The following is a 20,534-nucleotide window of genomic DNA, read 5'->3' as shown; positions in this document are numbered from 1 at the left end:
ACATTCATATAACTAAAAAAACGGGAGGAACTATTATGGATGTCATTATCAATCTGGCCAACGATATCTTCAAACCTATCTTGGCTATGGGTGGCCCTATCATCATGCTGATCATTTTGACAGTTTTGGCCCTACTTTTTGGAGTGAAATTCTCCAAAGCGCTTGAAGGTGGTATCAAACTTGCTATCGCCCTTACTGGTATCGGTGCTATCATCGGTATGCTCAACGGAGCTTTCTCAGCATCACTTGCGAAATTCGTTGAAAACACTGGTATCCAATTGAACATCACCGACGTTGGTTGGGCACCACTTGCAACAATCACTTGGGGTTCTGCATGGACACTTTACTTCTTGCTTGTAATGTTGATTGTCAACATTGTGATGCTTGCAATGAAGAAAACAGATACACTTGACGTCGATATCTTCGATATCTGGCACTTGTCAATCACTGGTCTTTTGATTAAATGGTATGCAGACAACAACGGTGTAAGCCAAGGGGTTTCACTCTTCATCGCAACTGCAGCAGTTGTCCTTGTAGGTATTTTGAAAATCATCAACTCTGATTTGATGAAACCAACTTTCGACGACCTTCTTAATGCACCAAGTTCATCACCAATGACTTCAACTCACATGAACTACATGATGAACCCAGTTATCATGGTCTTGGATAAGATCTTTGATAAAGTATTGCCTGGTCTCGATAAATATGACTTTGACGCTGCAAAATTGAACAAAAAAATCGGTTTCTGGGGATCTAAATTCTTTATCGGTTTCATCCTTGGTATTGTTATTGGTTTGATGGGGACTCCACACCCAGTTGCTGGAGTAGAAGATGCATCTTCATGGGAACTTGTTATTAAAGGTTGGTTGTCTCTTGGTTTGACAGCCGGTGTAGCTTTGGAACTCTTCTCACTTATCGGATCATGGTTCATCGCAGCCGTAGAACCACTTTCACAAGGTATTACAAACGTTGCTACTAAACGTCTTCAAGGACGTAAATTCAACATCGGTCTTGACTGGCCATTCATCGCTGGTCGTGCTGAAATCTGGGCTTGTGCCAACGTACTTGCTCCAATCATGCTAGTAGAAGCTGTACTTCTTTCTAATGTCGGAAATGGTATCTTGCCACTTGCAGGTATCATCGCTATGGGTGTGACTCCAGCTCTCTTGGTTGTTACACGTGGTAAATTGCTCCGTATGATTATCTTCGGAACACTCTTGTTGCCTCTCTTCCTTCTTTCTGGTACTCTTATCGCACCATTCGCAACTGAACTTGCTAAAGGTGTAGGTGCCTTCCCAGAAGGTGTGAACCAATCTCAATTGATTACCCACTCAACTCTTGAAGGACCAATTGAAAAACTATTTGGTTGGGCAATCGGTAATGCTACAACAGGTGATATCAAAGCAATCCTTGGTGCAGCAGTCTTCCTTGTATTCTATGTAGGTATCTTTGCTTGGTATAGAAAACAAATGATCAAACGTAACGAAGAATACGCAGCAAATGCTAAATAATTCGCTCCTATAAAATGTAAATTGTGAAAACTAGGTTGTTAATTTCCTACATTGGGAGTGGCAACCTAGTTTTTTATATAAAAATCTAAAAATAGTTGGAGAACATTATGGTAATTGAAATCAAATCAGACCAGTTAACGGTCCAGTTTAAAACCTTAGGTGGCGCCTTGTCGTCGATCAAGGATCGAGAGGGCATTGAGTATCTGTGGCAAGGAGATGCCACTTACTGGAGTGGACAAGCCCCAGTACTTTTTCCAATCTGCGGCTCTTTAAGAGAGGATACAGCCTTCTACAGTCATGCAGATGGAACGGAGACGAAAGGAAACATTCCTCGTCATGGTTTGGTTCGTAAAAATGAATTTAAGTTAGTGGATCAAACAGAAAATAGCGTAACTTTTGCTATCGAAGATGATGAGAATACATATCAAAACTATCCTTATCATTTCCGCCTTGAAATCACTTATCTAGTGACTGGCAAGACTGTTCGTACTCAATACAAGATTTTCAATAAAGAAACTAATAAAGTAATGCCATTCTTTATAGGAGGACATCCAGGCTTTAATTGTCCTCTACTTGATGATGAAGTCTATGAAGATTATTATCTAGAGTTTGAGAAAGAAGAGACTTGCTCTGTTCCCCGTCCTTTCCCAGAAACAGGAATGTTAGACTTCCAAGATAGAAGTCCATGGTTGGATTCACAAAAGGAAGTGGACCTCAGTTACGATCTGTTTAGTGTTGATGCAGTGACTTTGGATGAGTTGCAATCCAGAACAATTGCCCTTCGTTCTCGTAAGCATGAGAAGGGATTAAAAGTAAACTTCCAAGAGTTTTCAAATCTTATTATCTGGTCAACTTTGAATAAGGGACCATTCATTGCGTTTGAACCTTGGTCTGGCTTGTCAACATCTCTTGAAGAAGGAGATCATTTAGAAGATAAGAAGAATGTTCGTCTCCTAGAACCTGGTCAAGTAGATCAGATTGGCTTTGATATTGAAATATTTTAGATAAAAAACTACAAAAACAAACATTTACTGTTGACTTTTTCTATAAATAGGAGTATATTATGTTTGTAAACAACAAATGATGTTTGTAACAAACAAACAATCACTTGTTATATTCTCTTTCGTGGAGAAGGATTATTTCTAGGAAATTGGTTTCCTGGACTTGGATAAGGTGTTATTCATCTCATTCAATCAAATTTGTCACTAAACTGCTAGAAAATCTTTTGTAGGTAAACTGCTAACTATAAAAGTTTTTACTAGCCTAGAAAAATAAAAAGGAGTAAACAATATGTCTATTGTTATCGGTGCAGATGCTGCAGGTTTGAGATTGAAAGAAGTTGTGAAAGACTTCTTGGAAAAAGAAAACTTCCACGTTGTGGATGTTACAGCTGAAGGTCAAGATTTTGTTGATGTGACTCTTGCTGTTGCTGCAGAAGTAAACAAAGAAGAACAAAATCTTGGTATCGTGATTGATGCTTATGGAGCTGGTCCATTTATGGTCGCAACTAAAATCAAAGGAATGGTTGCCGCAGAAGTATCTGACGAACGTTCAGCTTATATGACTCGTGGACACAACAACTCACGTATGATCACTATGGGTGCACAACTTGTTGGTGATGAATTGGCTAAAAATATTGCTAAAGGTTTTGTTAACGGTAAATACGACGGTGGCCGTCACCAAATTCGTGTTGATATGTTGAACAAAATGTGCTAATTAGATTACAGTAAGAAAGGTAAGTTAAAAATGAGAATTGCAATTGGATGTGACCACATCGTAACAGATGAAAAAATGGCGGTTTCAGAATTTTTGAAATCAAAAGGATATGAAGTCATCGACTTTGGTACCTATGACCACACACGTACTCACTACCCAATCTTTGGTAAAAAAGTTGGTGAAGCTGTAACTAGCGGTCAAGCTGATCTTGGGGTATGTATCTGTGGTACTGGTGTTGGTATCAACAACGCTGTCAACAAAGTCCCAGGAGTTCGTTCTGCCCTGGTTCGTGATATGACAACAGCTCTTTATGCAAAAGAACAATTGAACGCCAATGTTATTGGTTTTGGTGGTAAAATCACTGGTGAATTGCTCATGTGTGATATCATTGAAGCTTTTATCAATGCTGAATACAAACCATCAGAAGAAAACAAAAAATTGATTGCGAAAATTGAGCACGTTGAAACTCACAATGCTCATCAAGCAGATGCAAACTTCTTTACAGAATTCCTTGAAAAATGGGATCGCGGTGAATACCACGACTAAGAGGTGACGCATGATTTTAACAGTCACAATGAATCCATCCATTGATATTTCTTATCCTTTGGATGAATTGAAAATTGACACTGTCAACCGCGTGGTGGACGTGACCAAGACAGCTGGTGGTAAAGGCCTCAATGTTACACGAGTGCTTTCAGAATTTAGTGATTCTGTTGTTGCTACTGGTTTGGTCGGTGGTAAACTTGGAGAGTTTTTAGTAGAGCATATCGACGATAAAGTAACGAAACGTTTCTTCTCCATTCAAGGAGAGACTCGTAACTGTATCGCTATTCTGCACGGAGATAACCAAACAGAAATCCTTGAAAAAGGTCCCGAAGTTCTTGAACAAGAAGGGCAAGATTTCTTGGCTCATTTCGAAAATCTTCTTGACACTGTGGAAGTAGTAGCCATCTCTGGTAGTCTGCCAGCAGGTCTTCCAGTTGACTACTATGCAAGCTTAGTAGAACTTGCTAATCGCGCAGGAAAACCAGTTGTTCTGGATTGCTCAGGTGCTGCCCTTCAGGCGGTTCTTGAATCACCACATAAACCAACAGTAATCAAACCAAATAACGAAGAATTGTCTCAGCTTCTTGGGAAAGAAGTTTCTGAGGATTTGGATGAATTAAAAGAAGTTCTTCAAGAGCCTCTATTTGCAGGGATTGAGTGGATTATCGTGTCACTTGGTGCAAATGGTGCTTTTGCAAAACATGGTGACACTTTCTACAAAGTAGATATTCCAAGAATTCAGGTAGTCAATCCTGTTGGATCTGGTGATTCTACTGTGGCAGGGATTTCATCAGGACTTCTTCATAAGGAATCGGATGCAGAACTCCTCATCAAGGCAAATGTCCTTGGTATGCTTAATGCTCAAGAAAAAATGACAGGTCATGTGAATATGGCCAACTATCAAGCTCTATATGATCAATTAATAGTAAAAGAGGTATAAAATGGCTTTAACAGAACAAAAACGTGCACGCTTAGAAAAACTCTCTGACGAGAACGGCATTATCTCAGCCCTTGCCTTTGACCAACGTGGTGCTTTGAAACGCCTCATGGCTCAATACCAAACAGAAGAACCAACAGTGGCTCAAATGGAAGAACTTAAAGTATTGGTTGCAGATGAATTGACAAAATACGCATCCTCTATGCTTCTAGACCCTGAGTATGGACTTCCAGCTACAAAAGCGCTTGATGCCAACGCCGGTCTTCTCCTTGCTTATGAAAAAACTGGCTACGATACAACGAGCACCAAACGCTTGCCTGACTGCTTGGATGTTTGGTCTGCCAAACGCATCAAAGAACAAGGTGCAGATGCGGTGAAATTCTTGCTTTACTATGACGTAGACAGCGCTGACGAACTCAACCAAGAAAAACAAGCCTATATCGAACGCATCGGTTCTGAGTGTGTGGCGGAAGACATTCCATTCTTCCTTGAAATCCTCGCTTACGATGAAAAAATCGCTGACGCAGGTTCTGCAGAATACGCAAAAGTGAAACCACACAAGGTTATCGGTGCTATGAAGGTCTTCTCAGACCCACGCTTCAACATCGATGTCTTGAAAGTAGAAGTTCCAGTCAACGTCAAATACGTTGAAGGCTTTGGTGATGGAGAAGTCGTTCATACACGAGAAGAAGCAGCAGCCTTCTTCAAAGCTCAAGATGAAGCAACCAACTTGCCGTATATCTACTTGAGTGCGGGTGTATCAGCTAAACTCTTCCAAGAAACACTTGTCTTTGCCCACGAATCAGGTGCAAACTTCAACGGCGTTCTTTGTGGACGTGCAACATGGGCTGGATCAGTTGAAGCTTACATCAAAGATGGTGAAGCAGCAGCTCGCGAATGGCTTCGCACAACTGGTTTTGAGAACATTGACGAACTCAACAAGGTTCTTCAAACCACAGCGACTTCATGGACTGAACGAGTATAAGTTTTCCCCCTAATCTTAGGAACATTGATTTAAATAAAAAATTTAAAAAAAGTTACATGTAAAGGTTTACAAAAAAACTGACTTGTGCTATACTTAAGTCACAAGCTAATACAAGGTGAGTGTTACTAAGTAATATTAGGCATGATCACAGGTGAATTAGAAATCAAAAGATTTTCTAGTTCATTTGTGGTCATTTTTTGTACTCATATACCTTTAAGATATAAAAGGAGGTTGACATGTATCGAATTCTAAATCCAATGAATCACAATGTTTCACTAGTCAGAAATGATAAAGGAGAAGAGGTGATTGTGATTGGTAAGGGGATTGCATTCGGAAAGAAGAAGGGGGATTTGATTGCTGAAAATCAGGTTGAGAAAATCTTTCGGATGAAGACCGAAGAGTCAAGAGAAAACTTTATGGCTCTCCTCAAAGATGTTCCGCTTGATTTTATCACAGTGACTTATGAAATCATTGATAAGCTATCAAAGAAATATCATTATCCGATTCAAGAGTATCTCTACGTAACCTTGACAGATCATATTTACTGCTCTTACCAAGCTCTAGCACAAGGAAGGTACAAGGATAGTAATCTGCCAGATATTTCCACTAAGTATCCTGTCGCTTTTCAAATCGCAAAGGAAGCCTTTGAAATCTATCGTCAGAAGTTAACAGATCATTTCCCTGAGGATGAAATTATTCGGATCGCTTATCATTTCATTAATGCCGAAGGTGAAAATGAAGTGGAACTTGTGGAGTCGATTGATAAGAGGAAAGAAATTCTCAGGAATGTTGAAGAAGTGCTAAAGGGTTATGCAATTCAACGAACCAAAGAGAATAATCATTTCTATGATCGCTTTATGATTCATTTGAATTATTTCTTGGATTATTTAGACAGATCTAGAGATGATAACCAATCACTTCTGGATATGGAAGATCATATTAAACAATCCTATCCAAAAGCATTTGAGATCGGTTCCAAAATCTATGATGTGATTACGCAACATACGGGTCTTGATTTGTATAAAAGTGAACGAGTTTATCTAGTTCTACATATCCAACGTTTATTGTCATAAAAATTTAATTAAAAATACATAAGGAGAATTCTATCATGAATAGAGAAGAAGTAACATTGTTAGGTTTTGAAATTGTTGCCTATGCTGGCGATGCTCGATCAAAACTATTGGAAGCTTTAAAGGCTGCTGAAGCTGGCGATTTTGCGAAAGCTGATACTCTCGTAGAGGAAGCTGGTGGTTGCATCGCGGAGGCACACCACGCGCAAACAAGCCTTTTGACTAAGGAGGCAGCTGGTGAAGATTTGGCTTATAGTGTAACCATGATGCACGGTCAGGATCACTTGATGACTACCATTTTGTTAAAAGATTTGATGCACCATTTAATCGAACTCTACAAGAGAGGAGTTAAGTAATGAACAAACTAATTTCTTTTATCGAGAAAGGAAAGCCTTTCTTTGAAAAACTGTCTCGTAATATCTACCTTCGCGCTATTCGTGATGGTTTCATTGCTGGTATGCCAGTTATTCTCTTCTCAAGTATCTTTATCTTGATTGCTTTTGTACCAAACTCATGGGGCTTTAAATGGTCTGATGATGTTGTAAATCTCCTTATGAAACCTTATAGCTATTCAATGGGGATTCTAGCTCTCTTGGTAGCTGGTACAACAGCTAAGTCATTGACCGACTCAGTAAACCGTAGCATGGAGAAAACGAACCAAATCAACTATATGTCAACACTTTTAGCTGCGATTGTTGGTTTGTTGATGTTAGCAGCTGATCCGATTGAAGGTGGCTTTGCGACAGGTTTCCTTGGAACAAAAGGTTTGCTTTCAGCATTCCTTGCTGCCTTTGTTACTGTAACCATCTATAAGGTTTGTGTTAAGAACAACGTCACTATTCGTATGCCTGACGAAGTTCCACCAAATATCTCACAAGTCTTTAAAGATGTGATTCCATTCACTCTATCAGTGGTTTCTCTTTATGCTCTCGATTTACTAGCTCGTCATTTTGTTGGTGCAAGCGTAGCTGAATCAATCGGTAAATTCTTTGCACCGTTATTCTCTGCTGCTGATGGTTATCTAGGTATTACGATTATCTTTGGTGCCTTTGCCTTCTTCTGGTTTGTTGGTATCCATGGTCCATCTATCGTTGAACCAGCAATCGCAGCTATTACCTATGCAAATGCCGAAGTCAACTTGAACCTTCTCCAACAAGGGATGCATGCAGACAAGATCCTTACTTCAGGTACACAAATGTTTATTGTTACCATGGGTGGTACAGGTGCAACACTGGTTGTTCCATTCATGTTCATGTGGTTAACTAAATCAAAACGAAATCGTGCAATCGGACGTGCTTCAGTAGTGCCAACTTTCTTTGGTGTAAATGAACCAATCTTGTTTGGTGCACCGCTTGTATTGAACCCGATTTTCTTTATTCCATTTATCTTTGCGCCAATTGCTAACGTATGGATCTTTAAATTCTTTATTGAAACGCTTGGCATGAACTCATTTACTGCCAACCTTCCTTGGACAACACCAGGTCCTCTCGGTATTGTTCTCGGTACAAACTTCCAATTCTTGTCATTTGTACTTGCTGCTTTGTTAATTCTTGTAGACGTAGCCATTTACTATCCATTCCTCAAGGTTTATGATGAACAAATTCTTGAAGAAGAGCGTTCAGGTAAAGCCAATGATGAATTGAAAGAAAAAGTAGCAGCAAACTTCAATACTGCCAAAGCAGATGCTATTCTTGAAAAAGCTGGTGTAGAAACAGCGCAAAACACAATCACAGAAGAAACTAATGTTCTCGTTCTCTGTGCAGGAGGAGGTACAAGTGGTCTTCTTGCAAATGCTCTAAATAAGGCAGCTGCAGAGTACCAAGTTCCTGTTAAAGCAGCAGCTGGTGGCTATGGTGCTCACCGTGAAATGTTGCCTGAGTTTGATCTGGTTATCCTTGCTCCTCAAGTTGCTTCAAACTTCGAAGACATGAAGGCTGAAACCGACAAGCTTGGTATCAAACTTGCCAAGACAGAAGGTGGCCAATACATTAAATTGACTCGCGATGGAAAAGGCGCTCTTGCCTTTGTTCAAGCGCAATTTGAACAATAAAATTTTAGAAGTGAGATGGCGAAACTCCTCTCAACTCTATCTCCATCTCATTTCTATTTCTTGAAAGGTGAATTAAATGACAAAAACACTTCCAAAAAACTTTATTTTTGGCGGGGCAACAGCAGCCTATCAAGCAGAAGGTGCGACCAATACTGATGGTAAAGGACCAGTTGCCTGGGACAAATACCTCAAAGATAACTACTGGTACACTGCTGAACCAGCCAGTGATTTCTATCACAAATACCCAGTTGACCTCAAACTAGCAGAAGAGTATGGTGTCAATGGTATCCGTATTTCAATCGCTTGGTCACGTATCTTTCCAACTGGTTATGGGAAGGTTAATGACAAGGGGGTTGAGTTCTATCATAATCTATTTGCAGAATGTCACAAACGGCATGTTGAGCCCTTTGTAACTCTTCATCACTTTGATACGCCAGAAGCTCTACATTCAAATGGAGACTTCTTAAACCGTGAAAACATTGATCACTTTGTGGATTATGCGGCCTTCTGTTTTGAAGAATTTCCTGAAGTTAACTTTTGGACAACCTTTAATGAAATTGGGCCGATAGGAGATGGTCAATACTTGGTTGGGAAATTCCCTCCAGGTATTCAGTACGACCTTGCCAAAGTTTTCCAATCGCACCACAATATGATGGTTTCTCATGCGCGTGCAGTCAAGCTATATAAAGATAAAGGCTATAAGGGTGAAATTGGTGTGGTTCACGCCCTGCCTACTAAGTATCCTCTGGATCCAGATAATCCAGCAGATGTTCGTGCAGCCGAGTTAGAAGATATCATTCACAATAAATTTATTCTGGATGCGACTTATCTAGGACGCTATTCCGAAGAAACAATGGAAGGTGTCAACCATATCTTAGCAGTCAATGGTGGAAGTTTAGATCTGCGTGAAGAAGACTTCGCTGTGCTAGAAGCTGCAAAAGACCTGAATGACTTCCTTGGAATTAACTACTACATGAGTGATTGGATGCAAGCCTTTGATGGAGAAACTGAAATTATCCATAATGGTAAAGGTGAGAAAGGAAGCTCTAAGTACCAAATCAAAGGTGTTGGTCGTCGTGTAGCTCCTGATTATGTACCACGTACGGATTGGGATTGGATTATCTACCCTCAAGGTTTGTATGACCAAATCATGCGGGTGAAGAAAGATTATCCTAACTACAACAAGATTTACATTACTGAAAATGGTCTTGGATACAAAGATGAGTTTGTTGATAACACTGTTTACGATGATGGTCGTATTGATTATGTTAAGAAACATATCGAAGTGATTGCAGATGCAATCTCTGATGGAGCCAACGTCAAAGGCTACTTTATCTGGTCATTGATGGACGTCTTCTCATGGTCAAACGGTTATGAAAAACGTTATGGCCTCTTCTATGTTGATTTTGAAACTCAGGAGCGCTATCCAAAGAAATCGGCTCACTGGTACAAGAAACTAGCTGAGACACAACTTATTGATTAAAATTCAACAAAAATTCCCCGCCAAAAGGCAGGGGAATTTTTATGGTTTTGATAAAAGAATGGTTGTTTGTTTTGACAGGTCTTCAAATGTTTCCTGACTTAGTTTGGAATCTGAAACGATGGTATCAATCTCTGAGATATTGTAGAAAGTATAAAAATCAAACTTATTAAACTTACTGTGGTCTGCCAGTAAGTATTTTTTATTGGCATTGTTCAAGGCGATTCGTTGAACCTCGCCCTCTTCTTCACTGAAAGTAGCAATAGCTTTATCCTTGATACCATTACAGCTCACAAAAGCCTTAGAGAACTGAAGATTGGTCAAATCCTGCAAGGTGAGTGTTCCCACAAAAGCACCAGTGATGGAGCGATAGTTTCCACCAATCAAAATCAAATCTGTTAGTTTTCGTTCGTTTAGGATGAGAAAAACAGGAAGACTGTTTGTTACAACACGAATGTTATCGATAGGGAGCTCACGAGCAAAACATTCTAAGGTTGTTCCTGGCCCGATAAAAATAGTTTCACCTTCGTCAATCAAATGACCAGCAAAACGACTGATTTCTTGTTTTTCAGCAATCTGCAAGCCTTGTTTTTCGACGTTTGAGCGTTCGTTGTTTAAGAGAGAACCTGTACGAAGTTTTTCAGCACCACCATGCACACGAACCAGCAAATCCTTATCTGCCAATTCTTGTAAGTAGCGACGAGCTGTCATGTCTGACACATCAAGACTTTCCATAATCTCTTTTACAGTAATAGTGCCTTTTGTATTTACTGCTTCTAGAATACTATCTAGTTTTTCTTGCTTTAGCATCCTTATCACCTCGATTTCTACTATTATTATCTTACCATAAAACGCTCAATCAATCAAATAGAAAAAAACAAAATAAAACAAAAACAAAAACAAAAATATCATGGTTGTTTTAAACAAACCATGATATTTTGAATGATTGGTCAAATTAGTCTAAACCGTAGTTGTAATCCTCGTCTTGCATGGCTTCAACTTCACCAAGGAGGTAACCATTTCCGACTTGAGAGAAGAAGTCGTGGTTAGAAGTTCCTGTTGAAATACCGTTCATGACGATAGGATTGACATCATCTGCTGAATCAGGGAAGAGTGGATCTTGTCCTAGGTTCATAAGAGCCTTATTAGCATTGTAACGAAGGAAGGTTTTAACTTCCTCAGTCCAGCCAACACCGTCATAGAGGCTTTCTGTATAGCCCTCTTCGTTTTCGTAGAGAGTGTAGAGCAGGTCGTACATCCATTCTTTGAGCTTTTCTTGCTCTTCTTCAGGCAATTCATTGAAACCAAGTTGGAATTTGTAACCAATATAAGTTCCATGAACAGACTCATCACGGATGATCAGTTTGATGATTTCCGCAACGTTGGCCAGTTTGTTGTTACCGAGATAGTAGAGGGGCGTAAAGAAACCAGAGTAGAAGAGGAAGGTTTCAAGGAAAACGCTGGCAACTTTCTTTTCTAGTGGGCTACCATTGAGATAGATTTCATTGATAATTTCCGCTTTTCTTTGTAGGTAGGGGTTAGTGTTGGTCCATTCAAAGATTTCTTCGATTTCAGCCTTGGTATTCAAGGTTGAAAAGATAGAAGAGTAAGATTTTGCGTGGACAGATTCCATAAATTGGATGTTGTTAAAAACAGCTTCTTCATGCGGTGTACGGATGTCTGAGCGAAGCGCCTGAACCCCTGTTTCAGATTGCATGGTATCCAAAAGGGTCAAACCACCAAAGACTTTTCCTACTAAGTCTTTTTCTTTGTTTGATAGTTTTCTCCAGTCGTCTAGGTCATTTGACAAGGGGATACGCGTATCGAGCCAGAATTGTTCTGTCAGCTTTTCCCAAGTTGATTTGTCGATGACATCCTCGATGGCATTCCAGTTAATGGCTTTGTAGTAAGTTTCCATTTGAAATCTCTTTCTGTATGTAATAATGCGATTGTCGAATCATCTCTATTTTATCATAGTCTGAGAGGAGTATCGCACAAAAAGTCGGAAGACCGACTTTTTAGTTTTTCATAGTATTTAAGATACTTATCAAGTTTTGTATGATGGGGAACTTAATCAGTAGTCTGAGAAAATGTGGTTGCCCCAGATAAAAATTAAATCACACAGCTTTCACATTGGTTAGCACCGACTTCTCCACCGTCGTCTGTAAAGGTACGGACGTAGTAGATAGACTTGATACCCTTGTTAAAGGCATAGTTACGAAGGATAGATAGGTCACGTGTCGTTTGTTTGTTTTCTTTCTTCCATTCGTAAAGACCTTTTGGAATGTCGCTACGCATAAAGAGGGTGAGTGAAAGCCCTTGGTCCACGTGCTCAGTCGCAGCAGCGTAAACATCAATCACCTTACGCATATCCATGTCGTAAGCAGAAGTGTAGTAAGGGATAGTATCTGTAGACAAGCCTGCAGCAGGATAGTAGATCTTACCGATTTTCTTTTCTTGACGTTCTTCGATACGTTGCGTAATCGGGTGGATAGAAGCAGAAACATCGTTGATGTAGCTGATAGAACCATTTGGAGCAACAGCAAGACGATTTTGGTGATAAAGACCATCTGCTTGAACCTTTTCGCGAAGTTCAGCCCAGTCAGCAGCACTTGGTATAAAGACATCTTTAAAGAGTTCTTTAACACGGTCTGATTTTGGAACAAATTCGCCAGTTACATACTTGTCAAAGTAGCTACCGTTAGCATAGTCTGATTTTTCAAAGTTGTGGAAGGTGATACCACGTTCACGGGCGATATTATTTGATTCCACCAAGGTCCAGTAGTTCATAAGCATAAAGTAGATGCTTGTAAATTCAATTGACTCAGGTGATCCATATTCGATCAGTTGTTGCGCAAGGTAACTGTGAAGTCCCATGGCACCAAGACCAAAGGTGTGAGCCAAGCTATTTCCGTGGTCGATAGTAGGGACGGCTACGATGTGTGAACTATCTGTAACGAAAGTAAGGGCACGAACCATAGCGCGAATAGAACGACCAAAGTCAGGTGAAGTCATCATGTTGACAACGTTTGTTGATCCAAGGTTACATGAAACGTCTGTTCCCATTTGAAGGAATTCTTGAGCATCGTTGATCAAGCTTGGTTCTTGGACCTGAAGAATCTCAGAACACAAGTTACTCATGATAATCTTTCCATCTACTGGATTTGCACGGTTAGCCGTATCAATGTTGACTACATAAGGGTAACCAGATTCTTGTTGCAATTTAGAGATTTCAGTTTCCAAATCACGCGCCTTGATTTTTGTCTTGCGGATATTTGGATTTGCGACCAATTCATCGTATTTTTCAGTGATGTCGATGTAGTTGAACGGTACACCATACTCAAGCTCTACAGAGTATGGGCTGAAGAGGTACATTTCTTCATTTTTACGAGCCAATTCGTAGAATTTATCTGGGACCACAACTCCAAGTGAGAGGGTCTTAACACGAACTTTTTCATCGGCATTTTCTTTCTTGGTTGAAAGGAAGGCGATGATATCTGGATGAAAGACGTTGAGGTAGACTACACCAGCCCCTTGACGTTGACCCAATTGGTTGGAGTAAGAGAAACTGTCCTCGAAGAGTTTCATAACTGGAACGACACCAGAAGCTGCTCCTTCATAACCTTTGATAGGTGCACCCGCTTCACGAAGGTTACTGAGGGTAATTCCCACACCACCACCGATACGAGAAAGTTGAAGGGCAGAGTTGATGGAACGTCCGATAGAGTTCATATCATCCGTCACTTGGATCAAGAAGCAAGATACCAACTCTCCACGACGCGCACGACCAGCATTCAAGAAGGAAGGAGTAGCAGGTTGGTAGCGTTGGTGGATGATTTCATTGGCAATATCAGTCGCAATCGCTTCATCTCCGTCAGCAAAATAAAGTGCATTAAAGAAGACACGGTCTTCCATGCTTTCAAGGTAATATTCACCGTCATTAGTCTTCAAGGCATACTGGTTGTAAAACTTATAGGCAGCCATGAATGATTTGAATTGGAAGTTTTGGTCCTTGATAAATTGATGCAATTCTTCCAAAAACTCTGGACGGTATTTCTTGAGAAATGCAGTTTCGATGTAGTTATGTTCAATAAGGTAGTTGATTTTATCAGTAATTGAATCAAAAACCATTGTATTTGGTACTACATTTTCTTTAAAGAAGGCATCCAAGGCTTCCTTATCTTTATGAAGCATGATTTGTCCATTGACAGGACGGTTGATTTCGTTATTGAGACGGAAGTAAGTTACGTCCTCAAGATGTTTTAATCCCATAAAATTTCCTTTATCTAATTACAAAAGAAAGGCCTCTAAGTTAGCCCTAGAAGCAATCTCTTCTGGATGATGTACTAAGATTATGCTAATTGTTTCAGTTTTCCTGGTTGGAAGCCTGAAAAGACTTCAGTTGGTGTTTGGATAACAGGAGCAGCGCTGAAACCGAGCTCTTTAACTTGATCGATGTACTCTGGTTGCTCGTCGAGATTGATCTCACGATAAGCGACATTGTTGCTGTCCAAGAAACGCTTGGTCATCTTACATTGGACACAGTTGTTTTTAGAATAAACGGTTACCATTTTCGTAACTCCTCTTTCAAAATAGATTACTTTCTTAGTATATCAGAAAAAAAAACTTTGTCAAACTTTTTAAACTAAATCTTGTGCTAAAAAGTTACAGTTTCAAAAACAAAGCACAAGATATAGTGTTTTGTCAGAGTGTAAAATTGGGTTTTCATTGAACTATCAAAGTTTATCAAAACAAAAAAACTATATACTGTATATTGGTAAGATAAATAGAAGATTTTCAGCAAGTTATCTGAAAGGAAATAGAAGAAAGTCCATAAAACACTTGAAAAATAATCTAGAAGGTGATATAATACAGTCTTGTAAGGGTTATCACATATAATCCAAAAAAGAAATAACTAAAGGAGAGTCAAACTATGGCTTCTAAAGATTTCCACGTAGTGGCAGAAACAGGTATTCACGCACGTCCAGCAACATTGTTGGTTCAAACAGCTAGCAAATTTGCTTCAGATATCACTCTTGAATACAAAGGTAAATCAGTAAACCTTAAATCTATCATGGGTGTTATGAGTCTTGGTGTTGGCCAAGGTGCTGACGTTACAATTTCAGCTGAAGGTGCAGATGCTGACGACGCAATCGCTGCTATCACTGAAACTATGGAAAAAGAAGGATTGGCATAAGGAAAATGACAGAAATGCTTAAAGGAATCGCAGCATCTGACGGTGTTGCAGTTGCAAAAGCATATCTACTCGTTCAACCGGATTTGTCATTTGAGACTATTACAGTCGAAGATACAAACGCAGAAGAAGCTCGCCTTGATGCCGCTCTACAAGCATCACAAGACGAGCTTTCTGTTATTCGCGAGAAAGCAGTAGGTACGCTCGGTGAAGAAGCAGCTCAAGTTTTTGACGCTCACTTAATGGTTCTTGCTGACCCAGAAATGATCAGCCAAATCAAAGAAACAATCCGTGCGAAGAAAGTGAATGCAGAGGCAGGTCTGAAAGAAGTTACAGACATGTTTATCACTATCTTTGAAGGCATGGAAGACAACCCATACATGCAAGAACGTGCGGCGGATATCCGCGACGTGACAAAACGTGTATTGGCAAACCTTCTTGGTAAAAAATTGCCAAACCCAGCTTCTATCAATGAAGAAGTGATTGTGATTGCACATGACTTGACTCCTTCAGATACAGCTCAATTGGACAAAAACTTTGTAAAAGCTTTTGTAACCAACATTGGTGGACGTACAAGCCACTCAGCTATCATGGCGCGTACACTCGAAATTGCAGCAGTATTGGGTACAAACAACATCACTGAAATCGTTAAAGACGGTGACATTCTTGCCGTTAACGGTATCACAGGTGAGGTTATTATCAACCCAACTGATGAGCAAGCAGCAGAATTCAAGGCTGCTGGTGAAGCGTATGCGAAGCAAAAAGCTGAATGGGCGCTCTTGAAAGACGCTAAAACAGTAACTGCTGATGGTAAACACTTTGAATTGGCTGCCAACATCGGTACTCCAAAAGACGTTGAAGGTGTCAATGACAACGGTGCTGAAGCTGTTGGTCTTTACCGTACAGAGTTCTTGTACATGGATTCTCAAGACTTCCCAACAGAAGACGAGCAATACGAAGCTTACAAGGCTGTACTTGAAGGAATGAACGGTAAACCTGTTGTCGTTCGTACAATGGATATCGGTGGAGATAAGGAACTTCCTTACTTCGATATGCCTCACGAAATGAACCCATTCCTTGGATTCCGTGCCCTTCGTATCTCTATCTCTGAGACTGGAGATGCTATGTTCCGCACACAAATCCGTGCCCTTCTTCGTGCGTCTGTTCACGGTCAATTGCGTATCATGTTCCCAATGGTTGCGCTCTTGAAAGAATTCCGTGCAGCGAAAGCAGTCTTTGACGAAGAAAAAGCAAACCTTCTTGCTGAAGGTGTTGCAGTTGCGGATAATATCCAAGTTGGTATCATGATCGAAATCCCAGCAGCAGCAATGCTTGCAGACCAATTTGCTAAAGAAGTTGACTTCTTCTCAATTGGTACAAACGACTTGATCCAATACACAATGGCAGCAGACCGTATGAACGAACAAGTTTCATACCTTTACCAACCATACAACCCATCAATCCTTCGTTTGATTAACAACGTTATCAAAGCAGCTCACGCTGAAGGTAAATGGGCTGGTATGTGTGGTGAGATGGCTGGTGACCAACAAGCTGTTCCACTTCTTGTCGGAATGGGCTTGGATGAGTTCTCTATGTCAGCAACATCAGTACTTCGTACACGTAGCTTGATGAAGAAACTCGATACAGCTAAGATGGAAGAGTACGCAAACCGTGCCCTTACAGAATGCTCAACAATGGAAGAAGTTCTTGAACTTCAAAAAGAATACGTTAATTTTGATTAATCGAAAAGTCCTTGCAACTCAGTTGCAGGGATTTTTTTAAAGAATTTTCAAGCTAATTTTTCTTATATAAAGTCCAATCTTGAGAAAGTTGTGGTCAGAACAAAAAATACTTAACTGGTTCATAAAATTCTTGACAAGTTGCAAATTTAGGAGTAAACTATTAACCAGTTAATTAATAGAGAGGAGTTTCTGCAATTTAGAAATGAATTGCAAATAGAAATATTAAAAAAGAAAGAGAGTTTCGATGAAAATTAATAAAAAATACCTAGCTGGTTCTGCGGCAGCTTTAATTTTAAGTGTCTGTTCTTATGAATTGGGACTGTATCAAGCTAGAACAGTCAAGGAAAATAATCGTGTGTCTTACGTTGATGGTAAACAATCAGCGCAAAAAACGGAGGATCTCACTCCTGATGAGGTCAGTAAAAAAGAAGGTATCAATGCCGAACAAATCGTCATCAAGATAACAGATCAGGGATATGTCACTTCACATGGAGACCACTATCATTATTACAATGGCAAGGTCCCTTATGACGCTATCATCAGTGAAGAGTTGCTGATGAAGGATCCAAACTACCAGCTCAAGGACGAGGATATTGTCAGTGAAATCAAGGGTGGTTATGTCATCAAGGTAGATGGAAAATACTATGTCTACCTTAAGGATGCTGCACATGCGGATAATGTCCGTACGAAAGAAGAAATCAATCGGCAAAAACAAGAACATAGTCAGCATCGTGAAAGAGGGACTTCAGCAAACGATGGTGCGGTAGCCTTGGCACGTTCACAGGGACGCTACACCACAGATGATGGTTACATCTTTAATGCATCCGATATCATTGAAGATACTGGTGATGCTTATATCGTTCCTCATGGCGACCATTACCATTACATTCCTAAGAGCGAGTTATCAGCCAGCGAATTGGCTGCAGCAGAAGCCTTTCTATCTGGAAAAGGTGGCCAATTAAGTACGGTTGAATACCGTTCAAGCAGGGGAGAAACAAGATCTAGTGTGAGAACTAGTTCATCTGAAACTCCTCAAAATCCTGCAACAGCTCCGGAGAGCCAAAATGAGGATTTAGCTAGTCTTCTTCAAGAATTATACGCTTTGCCACTTAGCCAACGTCATGTGGAATCTGATGGATTGGTATTTGACCCAGCACAGATTATAAAACGTACTGCCAATGGTGTGGCAGTTCCTCATGGAGATCATTTCCATTTCATTCCTTATTCACAAATGTCTGCTTTGGAAGAAAAATTGGCTCGAAATTTACCAATTGGAGGTCAGCCAGTTCAAAGTCATTCTGACAATACGAAACCAAGCAGTACAGATAAACCAAGTTCAACACCAAGTTCACCGATTAAATCAAACTTTAATCTCAATACGCAGGCACCAAATCGAGGAACTGGAGGCGCTTATACAACGGATGATGGGTATGTCTTTAGTCCGACAGATGTGATTGAAGATACAGGTGACGCTTTTGTTGTACCGCACGGCAATCATTTTCACTATATACCTAAGAGTGATTTGTCAGCAGGAGAATTGGCTGCAGCCCAAGCCTATTGGAATGGTAAACAGGGTTCTCATTCTTCTACAAGCTCAAGTAAATCAAGTAGTGATAATGCTAAACCAGCCCAACCAAGTTTGACAGAGACTCCAAACCTGACTGTCACCCCAACATATCATCAAAATCAAGGGGAAGATATCCCAACACTTTTAAGTGAATTGTATGCCAAACCTTTATCAGAACGCCATGTGGAATCTGATGGATTAGTCTTTGATCCGGCACAAATCATCAAACGTACAGCTAATGGTGTAGCAGTGCCTCACGGAGACCATTATCACTTTATTCCTTATTCACAAATGTCACCGCTGGAAGAAAAATTGGCTCATATGATAGCTGTTAAGGGACAAAATGGCAGTGTCTTGTCAAGTGTTACTCCTCTGAAACCAACCCCTACTACCAAACCTCTAGCACCAGTGGAAAATAAACCGACAGAATTTGATGTCAACCGGGTTATTAGAAAAGTTGGTGATGGATATATTATCGAAGATAAGGGCGCTAGTCGTTATGTTCTAGCTAAAGGCTTAGCCAAGGATAAGATTGACGCTATTGAAAATCTCTTGTCTAAGAAAACTCAAGAGACGCATGCCCTAGTTGCGAAGAAAGAAAATGTCGCTTCTCGTGACCAAGAATTTTATGATAAAGCATATAATTTATTGGCCGAGGCTCATAAAGCCTTGTCTGAAAACAAGGGTCGTACTTCTGACTTCCAAGCCTTAGACAAATTAGCAGAACGCTTGAATGATGAATCTTCTAATAAAGAAAAATTAGTAGATGATTTATTGGCATTCCTAGCACCAATTACCCATCCAGAGCGACTTGGCAAGCCAAATTCTCAGATTGAGTATACTGAAGACGAAGTTCGTATTGCTCAATTAGCTGATAAGTATACAACGTCAGATGGTTACATTTTTGACGAACATGATATAATCAGTGATGAAGGAGATGCATATGTAACGCCTCATATGGGCCATAGTCACTGGATTGGAAAAGACAGCCTTTCTGATAAGGAAAAAGTTGCAGCTCAAGCCTATACTAAAGAAAAAGGTATCCTACCTCCATCTCCAGACGCAGATGTTCAAGCAAATCCAACTGGAGATAGTGCAGCAGCTATTTACAATCGTGTGAAAGGGGAAAAACGAATTCCACTCGTTCGACTTCCATATATGGTTGAGCATACAGTTGAGGTTAAAAACGGTAATTTGATTATTCCTCATAAGGATCATTACCATAACATTAAATTTGCTTGGTTTGATGATCACACATACAAAGCTCCAAATGGCTATACCTTGGAAGATTTGTTTGCGACGATTAAGTACTACGTAGAACACCCTGACGAACGTCCACATTCTAATGATGGATGGGGCAATGCCAGTGAGCATGTGTTAGGCAAGAAAGACCACAGTGAAAAACCAAATAAGAACTTCAAAGCGGACGAAGAGCCAGTAGAGGAAACACCTGCTGAGCCAGAAGTCCCTCAAGTAGAGACTGAAAAAGTAGAAGCCAAACTCAAAGAAGCAGAAGTTTTGCTTGCGAAAGTAACGGATTCTAGTCTGAAAGCTAATGCAACAGAAACTCTAGCTGGTTTACGAAATAATTTGACTCTTCAAACTATGGATAATAATGGTATCATGGCAGAAGCAGAAAAATTACTTGCGTTGTTAAAAGGAAGTAATCCTTCATCTGCAAGTAAGGAAAAAATAAACTAATGAAAAATGAAAGTCTCAATAAAGAGGCTTTCATT

17 protein-coding genes are annotated in these 20,534 nt (G+C 40.1%); 13 read left to right on the top strand and 4 right to left on the bottom strand.

Going from position 1 to position 20,534, the window contains the following annotated elements:
* The first annotated feature begins 35 nt into the window (after positions 1-35).
* From TZ92_RS06920 to lacG, 10 genes are all read left to right on the top strand, one after another.
* The gene (locus tag TZ92_RS06920) at positions 36-1,511 is read left to right on the top strand and encodes a PTS galactitol transporter subunit IIC (protein ID WP_033629830.1); all 1,476 of its coding nucleotides are present in this window, start codon (positions 36-38) and stop codon (positions 1,509-1,511) included.
* Positions 1,512-1,618: 107 nt separating this feature from the next.
* Positions 1,619-2,515, top strand: coding sequence for an aldose 1-epimerase family protein (locus TZ92_RS09695; RefSeq protein WP_071788218.1), 897 nt, complete (start codon positions 1,619-1,621; stop codon positions 2,513-2,515).
* 286 nt (positions 2,516-2,801) lie between these two features.
* A complete protein-coding gene (gene lacA / locus TZ92_RS06910; RefSeq protein WP_000029277.1) occupies positions 2,802-3,227 on the top strand; it encodes a galactose-6-phosphate isomerase subunit LacA in 426 nt (141 codons plus the stop codon).
* 30 nt (positions 3,228-3,257) lie between these two features.
* The gene (gene lacB, locus TZ92_RS06905) at positions 3,258-3,773 is read left to right on the top strand and encodes a galactose-6-phosphate isomerase subunit LacB (RefSeq protein ID WP_001216921.1); all 516 of its coding nucleotides are present in this window, start codon (positions 3,258-3,260) and stop codon (positions 3,771-3,773) included.
* Between the two features lie 10 nt (positions 3,774-3,783).
* Complete coding sequence (locus tag TZ92_RS06900) at positions 3,784-4,713, top strand: tagatose-6-phosphate kinase (RefSeq protein ID WP_033629828.1); 930 nt, start codon at positions 3,784-3,786, stop codon at positions 4,711-4,713.
* Between the two features lies 1 nt (position 4,714).
* A complete protein-coding gene (gene lacD, locus TZ92_RS06895) occupies positions 4,715-5,695 on the top strand; it encodes a tagatose-bisphosphate aldolase (protein ID WP_033629827.1) in 981 nt (326 codons plus the stop codon).
* Positions 5,696-5,931: 236 nt separating this feature from the next.
* Complete coding sequence (locus TZ92_RS06890) at positions 5,932-6,768, top strand: PRD domain-containing protein (RefSeq protein ID WP_033629826.1); 837 nt, start codon at positions 5,932-5,934, stop codon at positions 6,766-6,768.
* A gap of 35 nt (positions 6,769-6,803) precedes the next feature.
* Positions 6,804-7,121, top strand: coding sequence for a PTS lactose/cellobiose transporter subunit IIA (locus TZ92_RS06885; protein WP_001078327.1), 318 nt, complete (start codon positions 6,804-6,806; stop codon positions 7,119-7,121).
* Positions 7,121-8,815 (top strand): lactose-specific PTS transporter subunit EIIC, encoded by a 1,695-nt coding sequence (locus TZ92_RS06880; RefSeq protein WP_033629825.1) that lies wholly within the window; start codon positions 7,121-7,123, stop codon positions 8,813-8,815. The genes TZ92_RS06885 and TZ92_RS06880 overlap by 1 nt, the downstream gene beginning before the upstream one ends.
* A gap of 76 nt (positions 8,816-8,891) precedes the next feature.
* A complete protein-coding gene (gene lacG, locus TZ92_RS06875) occupies positions 8,892-10,298 on the top strand; it encodes a 6-phospho-beta-galactosidase (RefSeq protein WP_033629823.1) in 1,407 nt (468 codons plus the stop codon).
* Positions 10,299-10,337: 39 nt separating this feature from the next.
* Here the strand turns inward: lacG and TZ92_RS06870 are convergent, their stop codons facing one another.
* The 4 genes from TZ92_RS06870 to nrdH form a co-directional block, all read right to left on the bottom strand.
* Positions 10,338-11,105 (bottom strand): DeoR/GlpR family DNA-binding transcription regulator, encoded by a 768-nt coding sequence (locus TZ92_RS06870; RefSeq protein WP_000917585.1) that lies wholly within the window; start codon positions 11,103-11,105, stop codon positions 10,338-10,340.
* A gap of 145 nt (positions 11,106-11,250) precedes the next feature.
* On the bottom strand, positions 11,251-12,213 hold the full coding sequence (nrdF, locus tag TZ92_RS06865) for a class 1b ribonucleoside-diphosphate reductase subunit beta (RefSeq protein WP_000451378.1): 963 nt from the start codon (positions 12,211-12,213) through the stop codon (positions 11,251-11,253).
* A gap of 194 nt (positions 12,214-12,407) precedes the next feature.
* Positions 12,408-14,567: a class 1b ribonucleoside-diphosphate reductase subunit alpha gene (gene nrdE / locus TZ92_RS06860; protein WP_033629822.1), complete on the bottom strand. Its 2,160-nt coding sequence runs from the start codon at positions 14,565-14,567 to the stop codon at positions 12,408-12,410.
* Between the two features lie 80 nt (positions 14,568-14,647).
* Positions 14,648-14,866 carry a glutaredoxin-like protein NrdH gene (nrdH, locus tag TZ92_RS06855; protein WP_000259240.1) on the bottom strand — a complete coding sequence of 73 codons (219 nt, stop codon included), beginning with the start codon at positions 14,864-14,866 and terminating at the stop codon, positions 14,648-14,650.
* 362 nt (positions 14,867-15,228) lie between these two features.
* Between nrdH and TZ92_RS06850 the strand changes: the two genes are divergently transcribed.
* From TZ92_RS06850 to TZ92_RS06840, 3 genes are all read left to right on the top strand, one after another.
* Positions 15,229-15,492 carry a phosphocarrier protein HPr gene (locus TZ92_RS06850; RefSeq protein WP_000146948.1) on the top strand — a complete coding sequence of 88 codons (264 nt, stop codon included), beginning with the start codon at positions 15,229-15,231 and terminating at the stop codon, positions 15,490-15,492.
* 5 nt (positions 15,493-15,497) lie between these two features.
* On the top strand, positions 15,498-17,231 hold the full coding sequence (ptsP, locus tag TZ92_RS06845) for a phosphoenolpyruvate--protein phosphotransferase (protein WP_000138129.1): 1,734 nt from the start codon (positions 15,498-15,500) through the stop codon (positions 17,229-17,231).
* A 244-nt stretch (positions 17,232-17,475) separates the two neighbouring features.
* A complete protein-coding gene (locus tag TZ92_RS06840; protein ID WP_033629820.1) occupies positions 17,476-20,499 on the top strand; it encodes a pneumococcal-type histidine triad protein in 3,024 nt (1,007 codons plus the stop codon).
* Positions 20,500-20,534 lie beyond the last annotated feature (35 nt).

It is taken from the genome of Streptococcus oralis subsp. oralis, assembly GCF_000960035.1.
GTDB classification, from domain to species: domain Bacteria; phylum Bacillota; class Bacilli; order Lactobacillales; family Streptococcaceae; genus Streptococcus; species Streptococcus oralis_G.
This window is presented reverse-complemented; position numbering and strand designations above follow the sequence as displayed.

Coding starts and splice junctions, on each gene's coding strand:
- TZ92_RS06920 (WP_033629830.1), top strand. CDS start 36: ATGGATGTCATTATCAATCTGGCCAACGATATCTTCAAACCTATCTTG.
- TZ92_RS06890 (WP_033629826.1), top strand. CDS start 5,932: ATGTATCGAATTCTAAATCCAATGAATCACAATGTTTCACTAGTCAGA.
- lacG (WP_033629823.1), top strand. CDS start 8,892: ATGACAAAAACACTTCCAAAAAACTTTATTTTTGGCGGGGCAACAGCA.
- nrdH (WP_000259240.1), bottom strand. CDS start 14,866: ATGGTAACCGTTTATTCTAAAAACAACTGTGTCCAATGTAAGATGACC.
- nrdF (WP_000451378.1), bottom strand. CDS start 12,213: ATGGAAACTTACTACAAAGCCATTAACTGGAATGCCATCGAGGATGTC.
- lacB (WP_001216921.1), top strand. CDS start 3,258: ATGAGAATTGCAATTGGATGTGACCACATCGTAACAGATGAAAAAATG.
- TZ92_RS06900 (WP_033629828.1), top strand. CDS start 3,784: ATGATTTTAACAGTCACAATGAATCCATCCATTGATATTTCTTATCCT.
- TZ92_RS06880 (WP_033629825.1), top strand. CDS start 7,121: ATGAACAAACTAATTTCTTTTATCGAGAAAGGAAAGCCTTTCTTTGAA.
- TZ92_RS06850 (WP_000146948.1), top strand. CDS start 15,229: ATGGCTTCTAAAGATTTCCACGTAGTGGCAGAAACAGGTATTCACGCA.
- TZ92_RS06870 (WP_000917585.1), bottom strand. CDS start 11,105: ATGCTAAAGCAAGAAAAACTAGATAGTATTCTAGAAGCAGTAAATACA.
- lacA (WP_000029277.1), top strand. CDS start 2,802: ATGTCTATTGTTATCGGTGCAGATGCTGCAGGTTTGAGATTGAAAGAA.
- TZ92_RS06840 (WP_033629820.1), top strand. CDS start 17,476: ATGAAAATTAATAAAAAATACCTAGCTGGTTCTGCGGCAGCTTTAATT.
- TZ92_RS06885 (WP_001078327.1), top strand. CDS start 6,804: ATGAATAGAGAAGAAGTAACATTGTTAGGTTTTGAAATTGTTGCCTAT.
- nrdE (WP_033629822.1), bottom strand. CDS start 14,567: ATGGGATTAAAACATCTTGAGGACGTAACTTACTTCCGTCTCAATAAC.
- lacD (WP_033629827.1), top strand. CDS start 4,715: ATGGCTTTAACAGAACAAAAACGTGCACGCTTAGAAAAACTCTCTGAC.
- TZ92_RS09695 (WP_071788218.1), top strand. CDS start 1,619: ATGGTAATTGAAATCAAATCAGACCAGTTAACGGTCCAGTTTAAAACC.
- ptsP (WP_000138129.1), top strand. CDS start 15,498: ATGACAGAAATGCTTAAAGGAATCGCAGCATCTGACGGTGTTGCAGTT.